13 protein-coding genes and 1 pseudogene are annotated in these 12,266 nt (G+C 68.1%); 4 read left to right on the forward strand and 10 right to left on the reverse strand.

Annotation, left to right across the window (positions count from 1 at the left end):
* Positions 1–44: 44 nt before the first annotated feature.
* From F3T56_RS21680 to F3T56_RS21705, 6 genes are read right to left on the reverse strand one after another with little or no spacing between them, the layout of a single operon-like run.
* Entirely contained in the window at positions 45–362 is a 318-nt protein-coding gene (locus F3T56_RS21680; protein ID WP_149826911.1) for a hypothetical protein, read from the reverse strand.
* A 42-nt stretch (positions 363–404) separates the two neighbouring features.
* Positions 405–1,229, reverse strand: a complete 825-nt coding sequence (locus F3T56_RS21685) for a phosphoadenosine phosphosulfate reductase (protein ID WP_149826912.1) — start codon at positions 1,227–1,229, stop codon at positions 405–407.
* Positions 1,226–2,089 (reverse strand): protein spdB, encoded by an 864-nt coding sequence (locus F3T56_RS21690; RefSeq protein WP_149826913.1) that lies wholly within the window; start codon positions 2,087–2,089, stop codon positions 1,226–1,228. Before F3T56_RS21690 ends, F3T56_RS21685 begins: the two co-directional genes overlap by 4 nt.
* Entirely contained in the window at positions 2,086–2,412 is a 327-nt protein-coding gene (locus tag F3T56_RS21695; RefSeq protein WP_149826915.1) for a DUF6303 family protein, read from the reverse strand. The genes F3T56_RS21690 and F3T56_RS21695 overlap by 4 nt, the downstream gene beginning before the upstream one ends.
* Positions 2,409–2,858 (reverse strand): Pycsar system effector family protein, encoded by a 450-nt coding sequence (locus F3T56_RS21700; protein WP_149826917.1) that lies wholly within the window; start codon positions 2,856–2,858, stop codon positions 2,409–2,411. The genes F3T56_RS21695 and F3T56_RS21700 overlap by 4 nt, the downstream gene beginning before the upstream one ends.
* Entirely contained in the window at positions 2,855–3,124 is a 270-nt protein-coding gene (locus F3T56_RS21705) for a DUF6284 family protein (RefSeq protein ID WP_149826919.1), read from the reverse strand. Before F3T56_RS21705 ends, F3T56_RS21700 begins: the two co-directional genes overlap by 4 nt.
* Before the next feature lie 669 nt (positions 3,125–3,793).
* Between F3T56_RS21705 and F3T56_RS21710 the strand changes: the two genes are divergently transcribed.
* The gene (locus tag F3T56_RS21710; RefSeq protein ID WP_149826920.1) at positions 3,794–4,597 is read left to right on the forward strand and encodes a GntR family transcriptional regulator; all 804 of its coding nucleotides are present in this window, start codon (positions 3,794–3,796) and stop codon (positions 4,595–4,597) included.
* Positions 4,594–5,274 (forward strand): YdcF family protein, encoded by a 681-nt coding sequence (locus F3T56_RS21715; protein ID WP_149826922.1) that lies wholly within the window; start codon positions 4,594–4,596, stop codon positions 5,272–5,274. The genes F3T56_RS21710 and F3T56_RS21715 overlap by 4 nt, the downstream gene beginning before the upstream one ends.
* Positions 5,275–5,282: 8 nt before the next feature.
* Here the strand turns inward: F3T56_RS21715 and F3T56_RS21720 are convergent, their stop codons facing one another.
* Positions 5,283–6,203, reverse strand: coding sequence for a hypothetical protein (locus tag F3T56_RS21720; RefSeq protein ID WP_149826924.1), 921 nt, complete (start codon positions 6,201–6,203; stop codon positions 5,283–5,285).
* Between the two features lie 1,238 nt (positions 6,204–7,441).
* On the opposite strand from F3T56_RS21720, the pseudogene F3T56_RS21725 reads away from it, so the two are divergent.
* Positions 7,442–9,240: pseudogene (locus tag F3T56_RS21725) on the forward strand (IS481 family transposase).
* Between the two features lie 236 nt (positions 9,241–9,476).
* On the opposite strand, the gene F3T56_RS21730 reads toward F3T56_RS21725, so the two are convergent.
* Positions 9,477–9,755 carry a DUF1330 domain-containing protein gene (locus F3T56_RS21730; protein ID WP_342786970.1) on the reverse strand — a complete coding sequence of 93 codons (279 nt, stop codon included), beginning with the start codon at positions 9,753–9,755 and terminating at the stop codon, positions 9,477–9,479.
* Between the two features lie 276 nt (positions 9,756–10,031).
* Between F3T56_RS21730 and F3T56_RS21735 the strand changes: the two genes are divergently transcribed.
* Positions 10,032–10,187, forward strand: coding sequence for an antitoxin (locus tag F3T56_RS21735; protein ID WP_149826926.1), 156 nt, complete (start codon positions 10,032–10,034; stop codon positions 10,185–10,187).
* A gap of 635 nt (positions 10,188–10,822) precedes the next feature.
* On the opposite strand, the gene F3T56_RS21740 is transcribed toward F3T56_RS21735, so the two are convergent.
* Both F3T56_RS21740 and F3T56_RS21745 read right to left on the reverse strand, forming a co-directional pair.
* The gene (locus F3T56_RS21740; RefSeq protein WP_149826928.1) at positions 10,823–11,185 is read right to left on the reverse strand and encodes a hypothetical protein; all 363 of its coding nucleotides are present in this window, start codon (positions 11,183–11,185) and stop codon (positions 10,823–10,825) included.
* 107 nt (positions 11,186–11,292) lie between these two features.
* Positions 11,293–12,162 (reverse strand): bifunctional DNA primase/polymerase, encoded by an 870-nt coding sequence (locus F3T56_RS21745; protein ID WP_149826930.1) that lies wholly within the window; start codon positions 12,160–12,162, stop codon positions 11,293–11,295.
* Positions 12,163–12,266 lie beyond the last annotated feature (104 nt).

Genomic DNA, 12,266 nt, shown 5'->3' on the forward strand with positions numbered 1-12,266 from the left:
CCGTGGAAAGTCCCGGTCACCCCGGCGCGAGCGGTTGGGGCTGGTCAGAACCAGCCGGACTTTTTCTTGGCGGCCTTGGCGCGGGCGGCCTCGGTGATCAGGCGCTGACGCTCGCCGTGCAGCGCGGCCAGCTCCGCGTTCAGTCGCATCTCGGCGGCGGAGCCGATGGAGTCCATGCGGTCCTCGGCGCCGGTCGTGCTGCGGCCCTTGTGGACGCTGCGGGCGCCCTGGGCCATGGCGCGGGTCATCGACAGGCGTTCACGGCTGGTCAGCGGCCACCACTCGCCCCGCCGGACGGCTTCCAGCTTCTTCATGGTCCGCTGGATCTCGCGGTCAAGGCGGCGTATGTCGGCGTTGCCCATCAGAGGTTTCTCCTTGGGGAGGGAAAGGACTGCGGGGGTTGCTCAGGTCATGCACCAGCCGGAGTCACAGCCGGAGTCCCATTCGTCGAACGGGAGGGTGTCCACGCCGTCCGGGATCGCGGCGCGTAGCGGCCGGTTGAACCGGGTCAGCCACACGTGGTCTTTGCCGAGTTCGTCACGGCGGCGGTTGAGGAGTTCTTCGAGCCGACAGGCCCGCTCGAACAGCTCGGGTTCGTCTCGGCGCATGTCGTGCCAGGTCTCGGGGCGGTGGAAGGGGCAGAACCAGCACGACGACTTCGGCGGCACCGGCAGACCGGCCGCACGGATGATCCGCGCGCAGTCGATACGCCGGATACCGAGTTCAAGGAGCGGGTATTCGATGTGCTCGTGCGGCTCGCAGCGGCGTTTGTTCGCCCGGTGGATCTCATCCAGGCTGATGCCGATCCCGACCGTGGCCGACGCTTCCTGGCTCGCCCCACGGCGCTTGAGCTCGTCCCCGACGACCTTGATTTTGAACTGGGCCGTGCACGAGCGGGTGCCGGGGGCCCCGTTCGACATCCGCACCGGGATCTTCAACGACCGCGACCCCTCGCGGGTGAGGTCCTGGTACAGGGTGCGGACCTCACCCGTACGCTTCATCACCCGGTCCAGCACGATCAGTTCAATGCCGTGCGCCTTGGCGTAGGGGATGGCGTGCTGGTGCAGGTAGGCGAGGGTGCCGGGGTGCTCGGAGTCGTCCCCTACGTTGGCCATGAGGAACGTGCGGTAGTCCAGCTCACCCGTGGCCGCGAGGACCAGGGCGGCGGTGGACTGCACGCCCCCGCCGAAGCTGAACGACTTCACCTGTGTGGCAGCGGGCGCGCTCACGCGGCCACCCGCTTCCACGCAGCGCGTAGACGGACCTCGGAGGAGGAGTGACCGGCCGCGCGGAACCGGGCGGACATCTCGCGGTAGGACAGGGCGGGCGTCTGGCTGTGCCGGATCTCGTCCACCAGGACGTCCAGCGCCTCATCGGTGAGCGCGGGCCCCGTCTCCAGAGCGAGCGCGGACACCGGCTCGGTCGGCCCCCACACGGGCAGTTCCCACGTGGGTGTGACGCCGGGTGTGACGCGACTCGTCACGCTGGTCAGCGCCCTGCCGGTGTCCTCACCGTCCCGCGCCGCCTCAAGCGTCGACCACGCCCCCGCGAGGGTCTGAGCGGTCTTGGCCTGGACGCGTGCGACGCGGGCCCCGGCCTGCGTCACGGCCGTCAGCCGGGTCTCCTCGGTGGCCGCTTCCGCCCGCAGCCGGGCACGGGCCACGGCCGCCTCGTCGCGGGCTTCTTGCTGGATACCCCGGATCGCACCGAGCGCGACCGGGGTGAGCGCAGTCCGCTCCCACAGGCCATGCACGAGCCACAGCGCCTTTGCTGCCAGGGGCAGCCAGGCCACGGCCAGCCACGCGCCGGTGGAGTGGTCGGCGGTGAGGGCGTGGGCGACCAGGACGCCGGTGGCGACCAGGCCGAACGACCAGCCGACGGCGGTGACGGCGCGGTTGTGGTCGCCCTGCGCGGCGAGACGGCGCTCATAGGCGAGGGTGGCGAGCCATCCGCCGTCGATGCCGAGTCCGACGACCAGCGCGACGGGCCACGGCATCGCCGTGCCCAGCCACATCAGCACCACGGCCAGGGTGAGGACCATGGACACCGCCGTCATCGCGACGGCGGGAAGAACGGTCTTGCCCTTCATGCGGCACCCCCGTCCAGCGGCCGGATGTCGGCCGCAGCCATCAGCACCACCCGCACCGGGTGCGGGTGGTAGGCCGGGGTCGTGTCCTCACACCACTCCCACTCACCCCCGTCGGCGAGCCGGTAGCCGAGCGAGATCAGCGCCGCCGCCCGCTCCTCGACCGTCGGCACCGGCGTGGACGTGGGCCACGTGAACACGGGCCAGTCACCCACCCGCCCGGTCATCACCACGAACAACTGCCAGCACGGCCCGGCGGTCTTCTCCGGGGCCGTCGTGCCACAGCACCGCTCGCTGATCTGCGCCCGCAGCACCCGCCCGCTCATCGCGCACCGCCCACAGCGATCACAGCCGCGAGGGCGAGCAGCGCGCCGCCCGCGCACGTCAGGTCGACCGCGCGGCGCAGACCGGTGAACTTGGCGACCGCCAGCCGGGACAGACCCGCGATGTCCGCGCTCAGGGTGTCCTCGGACAGCGTGGCCGCGATCTCTTCAGCGGTCAGCGTCGCCCACAGCGGGAAGCCGTGGCGTCCCTTGATGTTGGGGCGCACCGACCGCAGCAGCAGACCCGCCGCCGCGACCAGCAGTACCATCCCGACCCCGCCCACGACGTGGGCGGGGAAGTTCAGCGGCAGGTCACGGGCGACCGTCCACGCGCCGGCGAGCACCGCGCCGACGAACGCCAGCAGAAGACCGGTCTTCGTGTCGGTCCGCGCGATCTCCGCCTTCACCTCGGCGTGCGCGGTGGTCAGGTTCCGGTCGGCGGCGCTCACGCGGCACCGCCCGGCAGGCTCGCACCGACGGTGCGGTTGACCAGGTCCCGCCGGGCAGCGAGCACCCGGTTGCGGGCCCGGCGGATACGGCGGGCGTCCAGCTCAGTCGGCGTGCGGTCCAACGTGATGATCTGCGCGTCCAACAGGTCGACCTCCGCCAGAATCAGCGGAGACTCCAGCTCGATCGCGTCCAACTCCGCATCCGTCGGCTCCATGAAGTTGGCGAACGCCGTAACAGCGTCCTGAACAGTGACGATGGTCTTCATTGGGTCGTGTTCCTCTCACAGGGTTGAACGGCCCGTCAGCGGCCTCGGGTCTGGACACCCGGGGCCGCGCGCCGTTGAAGTCGGATCTCCGGCTCCCCTCCGCCCCGCCCGTACGACCAGCACGCGAAGCGCGGTCGGACGGGCGAGGGAGGCAACCGGCCGCCGCATTCGCCGCGCGGCGGAAGTAGTCAGGTGACGCGTTGGGGATGCCGCCGCGCCGGTCCAGCGAGGCGGCCCCGAAGGTCTTCGGCGGGTCACGAGAACCTCCGATCGGAGACGAAGGGAATTCGAGGGCTTCACCGGCGCCGTCGCCACGGCCGTCCGGTCCCGAGCCTCGAAGGTGTCGGGGCGCCCTATTCGCACTGCTCGGCGCCAGCAGAACGACCGCGAGCGGCCGTCGACGGTCCTCACCCGGCCGTCACGGGGACGGGGACTCAGGCCCCGTCGAACTTGACTCCCTGTTGAGTTCTCAAAGAACGACCAGCTCAGGGCCCCAACTGCACGAGCAATCCCGAACCGACAAGGCACCGAAGGAAGCCCAAAGAAGACCCCTTCGACTCGCTGTCCTAGGACTGCGAGCGACCTGAGAAGAGAATGCACCGCAGTCCTAGGACTGTCAACAGTCCTAGGACTGTGTGCTTCACTTGGACATGTCGAGAGGAGTTCTGCGTGGCACCCAAAACACCGAAGTGGCGGGACCTGGCCGACCGCTTCGGCGAGCAGATCAGGAACGGCGAGTACGAGCCTGGCCAGCAGCTTCCGCAGATCCGGGAGCTTGTGGAGGCGGGCGAAGGTTCAAAGGAGACGGTCCACCGGGCGTATAAGGCACTCGAAGCTGAGGGCCTGGTGACCATGACTCGCGGTCACGGCACCGTCGTACGCCCGAAGTCGCCGCTCAAGCGGCTTGGTATCGCCCGGTACGACAAGGCGAAGTGGCGGGACGGCGACGAAGTCGCCTTCATCGCGGACCGCGTGGCGTCGGGCCGCACGTACAGCCGGAACGAGCAGACTCAGAACGTGAGCCGGGTGAAAGCGCCGGCGGCCGTGGCCGAAGCCCACGGGCTCCCCGAGGGCGCGGACGTCTACGCGCGCGCCCGGCTCGTGAAGGAGGGCACCCAACCCACCCACACACTGACCAGCTACTACCGCCCTGAGCATGTGGAAGGCACGCGCATTGTCGACCCCACGCCGGGCCCCGCCGGCCGTGGCGGCGGCTTCCGTGTCCTCTATGACGCCGGGTACGAGATCGACCACATGCGCGAGGAACTGTTCGCGCGCGTGCCCACCGCCGAAGAGGCTCAGCTACTCCAGCTCTCGCCGGGTGAGTGGGTGGTCGAACTGCACCGCACCACGTACACAGCGGACGGGACGGTCGTAGAGTTCGCCGTCGGAGTCCACGCGGCGTCGCGCTTCGCGTGGTCGTACGACTTCAAGGTTCCCGACTCGGCAGCAACGGAGGGCGAGAGCAAGTGATCTCGGCTCAGGCGTGGGCGGACGCACAGCGGCTCTGGGACTTCCAGCAGATGGGCCATGAGCCGCGCCCATGCTCGGTGGCCGTCGGACTCGGCAGCCATGACCTCGGGGTGGCCGACGCCACCGCGGATCTCTTCCACCGGGGCATGGCGCCGGTCGTCCTCTTCACCGGAGCGACCAGTCGGACCACCCGCGACCGGATGCCTCGTGGCGAAGCCGAGCACTACCGGGATCGCGCAGTGGAGCTGGGAGTCCCTGCGAGCGCCATCCTCGTTGAGTCGAGGGCCCAGAACACGGGCGAGAACATCCGCTTCTCGCGGGCCTTGCTCGAAGAACGGCACGTCCCCGTCTCGTCCGCCCTGCTCGTCAGCAAGCCGTACGAGGAACGGCGCGCGTATGCGACGGCCCGAAAGATCTGGCCCGAGATCGAATGGGTTAGTGCGTCCACCCCTATGACGCTCCCTGAGTACGTCGATTCGATTGGGAACGCGCGCCTCGTCATCGATATGCTCGTGGGCGCCCAGCAGCGGCTCGTAGTCTACCCGCGGCAAGGATTTATGATGGAGCAGGAGGTTCCCAGCGATATTGTGGCGGCGTACGAGCGGCTGAGAAGCAGCGGCTTTACGAGCCGAATCATTCCGGAACCCCCCGAGCGGGCTGGATTGGGGTCTCCTTAGCTCTGCCTTTACTCGCCCTCCGTGCTTTCCGTTGTAACCTCCTTAGCGGCGGCGAGAGCGCTGTCGGCGAGGATGGCTAGATCGATCCTGACGACGAGAACAGTTGTGTTCCGCCGGCCGTTGGAAATCCATTCCTCCCGGTTCAGTCCAAAGAAGCACGGTACTGCGGCCTTTCCATGGGGGGCTCTGTTGTGTCCGTGGATGAATGTTGATGCCGCTTGTATATGCCCTTCCTGTGTCAAAAGGGTCTTGCTGTAGGCCCTGCCGCATGAGGCCATCAGGCTGTCTACGATGGGCTCTGCCTCAAACTCACCCCCCATTGCCTGCAATTCTCCCTTCACATGCGCTCCCCATTTATTGAAGCGACTCAAGAGAACGACAGGATCAAACGTTACTGACACCGTTCTGACTACCTCTCCGTTTTCTGTCCGGCCGCCCTGTGCCTTGGCTGAGAGGTCAGGCTGGCCGCAGTGCTGACTGTAGTTCCTCAGCTTGTACATGAAGCGATAAGCGAACTCGTTGTCGTACTCGCAGGAAAGGGATTCCTTGAACGTGCTGACGGGGTCGGAGTTTTCGCCATACCTTTCTTTGAGGTCGTGAGCAGTGCGGTCAGTGAACGCGCGCAGCGCTGACAGTAGGTTGTCCAGGCGAGAGCGGGTCTCCCTCACTTGTCGGGGGAGAGTGCCGCTCTTGGAGTCTGGACTTCGGAGGGCTGCCATGGCGTGCTTGAATTCGTCGTAGCACTTCTCCAGTGCTGCATAGGGAGAGTCCGTTAGCAGGGCCAAGAGGAAGTTCGCGTGCTTCTGGTGCTCGTCAACGAGGCCCGGGTCTACAGGCTCCCCACCCATATCCCATGTTGTTACCTTCCCGCTGGCGGCGTCCCGCAGTATGTGGCCGAGGTGCCAGTCAGTAATGCGAGTGTCGTTCATGCACCATCCTTCGGGCGAATCGGCAAAGCCTTGCAGGATTTCATTCATCGGGGCCCAGGGCAAGCGAATTACCGACCGGCGGACAGGTGTGGCGTGCGGCGGGCCTGGTGGGCGTGGCGAACCTTGACAGCGAGGCCGCCGACTGGCGGAGGAGCGCGCCGTGTGCCTGGCATCCCGACCGACCGCCTTGCGAGCGGCCGGAGCCTCAGTCCGTGTGTTCAGGTGAGCGCGTGGGCCATGTGTGGGCCAGCGTTGCGAAATTGGAGCCGAACCGGCGCTCCCGTGCTGGTCAGGAGGGGTTTCGCTCCTGATTCTGCGACGCTCTTGAAAACCGTCGTGGCAGCGATGTCACCGTGGGTTCAAATCCCACACCCACCGCGGGTGAATGGCCCCTGACCAGGCAAATCGGTCAGGGGCCATTCTCATGTGCGCCGCCCGTCAACCACCGTGGTTCCCCGTCAGTTACCGGTCGATCGGGCACGGCAAGGGCACGAGAACCCTCGGCTCAGCGATCCGGGGCATCTTGCGGCCCGCGGGCACTAGGGTCCTGGCGGCCGGACTGCCGCTCAAGCTCTGCAACTCGGTTCTGCAAGTCCTTGAGCTCTTGATCTAGGCGTGGCGAGACGAAACGGCCGAATCTCGAGATCTTGGGTCCTCCGGGGCGAGGTTCCCCGCCTGGGGCATAGGTGAGACCGAGCGCTGTAGTGATCCGTCTCCATATGGAGGGCTTCGATGCAGTCACGAGGAGCAACCTAGCGGGAAAATGCCAGGTCGGCGGAGCGGCTTTGGGCTGGAGCTGCTTTGGGGCGAGTGATTATGGCCCCGTAAGCTCATGGCGAGTCGGGCAGTCAGTGGACCTGCCCGTAAAGCACGACGTTGGGGCCATGATCTTAGAGGCTCGCCCCAAAGTGGCTGCCTAAAGCCGTGGAGCCGACCGCCCCAGCCAAAGAGGGTTTCTCCCACTCGTGCCCGCAGCCGCTGAGCGCGCCGCCGGGCGCGGCCAGCCGGGGCGCAGACAGGAGGCAGGCCGCGCCGCAGAGGCGGCGCGCGCCCGCGCTGTGCGCGGGCACTTGATGAAGTAGGGAAAGTTCTATCCCGCTGGGGTGAGGCGCTTTTGTCCGGTCCCGGGAGATGCTTGACACTTCGATCCCAGCTGATGGTTGACGGTGGCCGTGATCGGCTTTGCTGTGCACGTCGTTGCGGCGTGTGGCAGGAGGCCGGGATTGGCTCTGGTGGAGTTGTCGGTTGTCGAGCAGAGATACCGGGCTGTTCTGGCGGTGCTGGCGGGTGCGACGGTGACGGAGGTCGCCGCTCGGGTTGGTGTGTCGCGGCAGACGGTCAGTGGGTGGAAGTCGCGGTATGCCGCCGCTGGTCTGGCGGGGTTGGCGGACCGGTCGCGTAGGCCGGCGTCGTGTCCGCATCAGGCGTCTGCCGAGGTGGAGGCGGCGGTGTGTGAGCTGCGGCGTCAGCATCCGCGGTGGGGCCGCGGCGGATCGCTCATGTCCTGGAGCGGTCCGGGGCGGTGAGTCCGGTGCCGTCGCGGATGACGGTGTATCGGATCCTGGTGCGTCACGGGCTGGTGGAGCCGGGGGTGCGGCGGCGGAAGCGGTCGGATTACAAGCGCTGGCAGCGGGACCGGCCGATGCAGCTGTGGCAGATGGACATCGTCGGCGGGGTGATGCTGGTCGACCCGCTCACCGGAGAGCTGACCGAGGCAAAGATCGTGACCGGTGTGGACGATCATTCCCGGTACTGCGTGATCGCGTCGGTGGTCGAGCGGGCGACCGGACGGGCGGTGTGCTCGGCGTTCGCGCAGGCTTTGCAGATGTTCGGGGTACCGGAGGAGGTGCTGACGGACAACGGCAAGCAGTTCACCGACCGGTTCGGGCATGGCGGTGAGGTGTTGTTCGACCGGATCTGCCGGGAGAACGGGATCGCGCACCGGCTCACCCAGCCGGCGTCGCCGACCACGACGGGCAAGGTGGAGCGGTTCCATCAGACGCTGCGGCGTGAACTCCTCGACGACTGCGGTGCGTTCGAGAGCATCGGGGCGGCCCAGGCGGCGCTGGATGTGTGGGTGGAGGAGTACAACTCCGTCCGGCCGCATCAGGCGCTGGAGATGCAGTCGCCGGGCGATCGGTTCACGCCGGTTCCCGAGTCGGAGCGGGATGTGCTGGGGGTGAGGGTGCCCGGGGTGCTGGCACTGGTGCCGCAGCAGCGGACGGCGCCCGTGACTGCAGATCCTGCCGATGTCGTGCCCGAGGGTCCTGCGGATCCGCCGGAGACGGTGCCGGTGGAGCCCGGTGGGCCGGTGGAGTTCGAGCGGGTGGTCCCTGCGAGTGGGAATCTGCAGGTCGCGGGTAAGCAGTTCTGGCTCGGTCCGGCCCGTGCAGGGCTGACGGTGACGTTCTGGGCCGACACGTCGGTGATCCATCTCCTGGTCGCCGGGACGCGGATCAAGAGCGTGCGTTCACACCTGTCGGTGACGGATCTCGCGCAGCTGGCGGCTCGCGGCGGGCGTGCGGCCGGACCGGCACCGCTTCCGGCTGGTGACGGGGCGGCCGTGTTCGAGGTGGACCGGGCCGTGAACAACAGTGGGCTGGTGGGCCTGGCCGGGCGTCAGGTGCTGGCGGCGGAGATCCTGGGCGGTCGCCAGGTGGGCATCCGGATCGACGACGAGACGCTGTCGTTCTTCGATCCGTCCTCGCGGGAGCTGCTGCGGGTGCGGCCCAACCCGCTCAGTCCCGACGAGGTCCGGCGTCTGCGCGGCCTACGGCCCGCGGGCCCACCGCCACGGCCGCGTGTCGAGCCGGTCCGTGTCCAGCGGCGAGTCAGCGCGACGGGCACGGTCATGGTCTGCCGGCAGGTCGTCTCCCTCGGCCGTCCCTACGCAGGCCAGACCGTGACCGTGCACGTGGCGGAGTCGACGATCACGGTCGAGCTGGACAGCCAGGTCCGCGTCATCCAACGCACCACCGACATCCCCGTCCGCCACGTGAAGGCGAACAAGCCCCGTGAAGTTTCCGATGTTGTCTAGGCCCACCGTCAAACATCACCTGGGACCAGAACGTCGGGCATCACCTGGGACTAGACATGGCAGCGATGTCACCGTGGGTTCAAATCCCACACCCACCGCCAACTGAACGGCTCCCGACCGAGAGATCGGTAGGGAGCCGTTGTGCTGGTCGGGGCCTCATGGGCATGGACAGGCCGACGGGCCGGGCCGGGGGAACAGAGGTGTTGCTCGGCTGAGTCGCCCAGGTTCCTGCCTGATCACGCGTTCCACGCTCGGAGCTTCGCCGCGCGCTCGGTGGGGTCGTATTCGGGGCCTACGCCCTCGGCCAGTACGACGTCCCCGGCGATGTGGTCGGTTCGCAGGCGCAGGATCTCCTGGTAGGCGGGGGACGCGTACCAGGCGCGGGCCGTGGGGAGGTCGGGAAACTCGATCAGCACCATGCTGCCCGGCCAGGTTCCCTTGAACACATCGGTGGGTGGGCCGTGGATCAGGAAGCGGCCGAGGAACGGGTCGAGGGTGGCCTGGATCCGTTCCAGGTATTCGAGAGGATGTCGGGGTGATGGCGGCGGTCACGTAAGTGTGCGAAGCCGTATGCGGGCATGTTCGACTCCTTCGTCTGCGCCGATATGGGCCGGTAGGGGGCTTGTACGGCGATTGAAGGTAGCCACGCTCGGCTGCGCCCGCGATTACCTCTGAGGTAAGCGCCGGGTGGCCTCTCCAGTGGCCCGGGATGCGGGATGCGGGATGCGGGATGCGGGGTGTGCGGGCGGCGCTGATTCTGGAGGGGACGGCTGACTGCGGAAGGAGCCGCGATGTCTGTGATGGACAAGCTCAAGCAGATGCTGAAGGGCCACGAGGAGCAGGCCGGGAAGGGCGTCGACCGGGCCGGTGACTTCGTCGACGAGAAGACGCAGGGTAAGTACAGCGGTCACGTCGACACCGCTCAGGACAGGGTGTTTAACAGTTGATGGATTGGCCTGAGGCTCCTGGCTATGCCTGGGTTCTCCGCGCACCAGCTGATCGCACAGGTGTGCAGGGCGTGACCGATTCGAGTGGTGCGTCGGGATCGGGGTGGCGGGCGGGGCGGTCGGCGTCAGGTTGGTTCGCAGGTCGCCAAGTCTCCATACCGGCGGTGCTTTCAGGGACCGGAAACACCGCTCCCGCAACACAACACCCCGCGCCCGGGAAGCGACGCGGGATCCCTGCCCCGTCCGGGTCCACACCGGCACGGAAAGCGTCCGGCAGGGCGGCCTCCACCGCGCCAGAAGCGTCGCAGCCGGCGACGTGAACAGCAGCAGGAACCGAACACGACCGGCACCGGCCGCACCTCGCGGCCGGAAACCGGCTCACACCCGACGGGACTCCAACCCCCGCCGAGCACCACCGCGAGCCCACCGCCCGATGTCGCCCCGGATCACCCAGGACGACCCAGGAAACCCAAGCCGATCAGAGACGCTCAAGCAGCAGTTCGGTACGGATGAGACCGGACAAGGCCAAGGGGGGCGTGAGGCTCCGCCTCAGTCGTGAGGTTGTGACGTGGGAAGGGGTGTCTCCCGCGGTGTCTTCCGCTGAGGGACACCCCTTCCGCGGCGGGCCTTCGACGTCAGGCCGGCTCTTCGTCCGCGGCCTCCCGGGCCGCCATGATCTCCGTCTCGTACTTGTCGATGATCTGCTGCGCGCTCGCGCCGGTGAGCTTCGCGAGTTCGTCGATGGACGCCACGGCCCAGTTGGCGAGGGACAGGGCGAAGGCCAGTAACTTGTCGTCGCCGTAGGCGCGTTTGATGGTGAGCAGGTAGGTCAGGTTCAGGTAGGGGACGAGGTCGGGTTCGTCGGTTCGGCCCGTGCTCACCCTCATCAGTTCGATGGTCGTCTGTGTCGCCTCCGTGCGCAGCGGCAGCAGACGGTCCCGCTCCGCGTGGGCCTCGGCGAGCATCTGCCGGCGGAATTCCTTCTCCGGGTCCACCATTTCCCCTCCCGACGGTCTGTCCGTTGACGCCGCGATACTTCATCAACTGGGCCGTGAGGGAAGGCCGTACGCCGGTACGCCACTCTTGAGAGTTACTCCCTCGGAACTCACCCCCGCCGCCCCGACATCCGCGCCGCCGATGCCACCGTCGAGCGGGCCTCCCGTTCTGTGAGCCCCGTGCGTACGGCCGCGTCGACGAGCGCGTCGGTCAGGTCGAGGCCGAGGCCGTTCTCGTAGGCGCGGCAGGCGGCCCAGAAGAGCCGGGTGTTGCGTTGGCCTTCGTGGGCGGTGAGGACGAAGTGGATCAGGCCGTGGCCATGGCCGCCCCCTCCGCCGGTCGGCCGAGGGGGCGTGGAGCGCGGCGGGGGGAGGAGTAGGCGGAGCAGTTCCGGTGGGCAAGGGGCCAGCGGCAGGTGGGCCGTGCCGGGAGCGGTGCCGTAGACGCCGTGGTCCGTGCGGGAACCGGGGCCGACGAGGTAGCCGCCGGCGCCGCGGATGTCGATGCCGGGGGCCAGACGGCTCGCGGAGTTGGGGACCACGACGTCGGGCGGGCCGGTGAGCCAGAGGTGGCGGCCGCCGCTGGGTGTCAGTACGACGACCGTTTCCGGGATCGTGAAGAGGTGGCGCAGGGCCAGTTCGCGCAGGGCCGTCGAGGAGTCCGTACCGGACTTGGTGTCGAGGTCGATGCCGATCAGATGGTGGGGGTGGAGGCCGCAGGCGATGCCGTAGCCCGTGGCCCAGGGGGCGGCGGCGAAGAGTCCGCGGACGCGGTGGGGGTCGGTTGAGGCGTCGTACACGCCGTGGCCGAAGCGGCCGCACTCGCCGCGGCACGGGGAGGGGGACGGGGCGTCGTGGTGGGGGGAGCGCAGGGCCGGGAGTTTCGATCGGGACAGAGGGATCACCGCCAGCCCGCGTTCGGCGGCGGAGAGGGCGTGCGCCAGGGCCAGGGTGGTGGCCTGCCGGTCCATGGTGGCCATGGCTCTATTTTCGTACGGGTGTTCGATAAAGGGAAGGGGGTTCGGGGTGCGGCCCCAGGGTTTTCTCGGTGGGTCTTGACACCGGCGGTGACTCTTCCTTCAAT

The sequence above is a fragment of the Streptomyces tailanensis genome (assembly GCF_008386495.1).
GTDB lineage: Bacteria > Actinomycetota > Actinomycetes > Streptomycetales > Streptomycetaceae > Streptomyces > Streptomyces tailanensis.

Excerpts from the sequence above, each read along its gene's own strand:
- F3T56_RS21680 (WP_149826911.1), bottom strand. The coding sequence starts at position 362 with ATGGGCAACGCCGACATACGCCGCCTTGACCGCGAGATCCAGCGGACC.
- F3T56_RS21740 (WP_149826928.1), bottom strand. The coding sequence starts at position 11,185 with ATGGTGGACCCGGAGAAGGAATTCCGCCGGCAGATGCTCGCCGAGGCC.
- F3T56_RS21745 (WP_149826930.1), bottom strand. The coding sequence starts at position 12,162 with ATGGCCACCATGGACCGGCAGGCCACCACCCTGGCCCTGGCGCACGCC.
- F3T56_RS21705 (WP_149826919.1), bottom strand. The coding sequence starts at position 3,124 with ATGAAGACCATCGTCACTGTTCAGGACGCTGTTACGGCGTTCGCCAAC.
- F3T56_RS21690 (WP_149826913.1), bottom strand. The coding sequence starts at position 2,089 with ATGAAGGGCAAGACCGTTCTTCCCGCCGTCGCGATGACGGCGGTGTCC.
- F3T56_RS21720 (WP_149826924.1), bottom strand. The coding sequence starts at position 6,203 with ATGAACGACACTCGCATTACTGACTGGCACCTCGGCCACATACTGCGG.
- F3T56_RS21735 (WP_149826926.1), top strand. The coding sequence starts at position 10,032 with ATGTCTGTGATGGACAAGCTCAAGCAGATGCTGAAGGGCCACGAGGAG.
- F3T56_RS21695 (WP_149826915.1), bottom strand. The coding sequence starts at position 2,412 with ATGAGCGGGCGGGTGCTGCGGGCGCAGATCAGCGAGCGGTGCTGTGGC.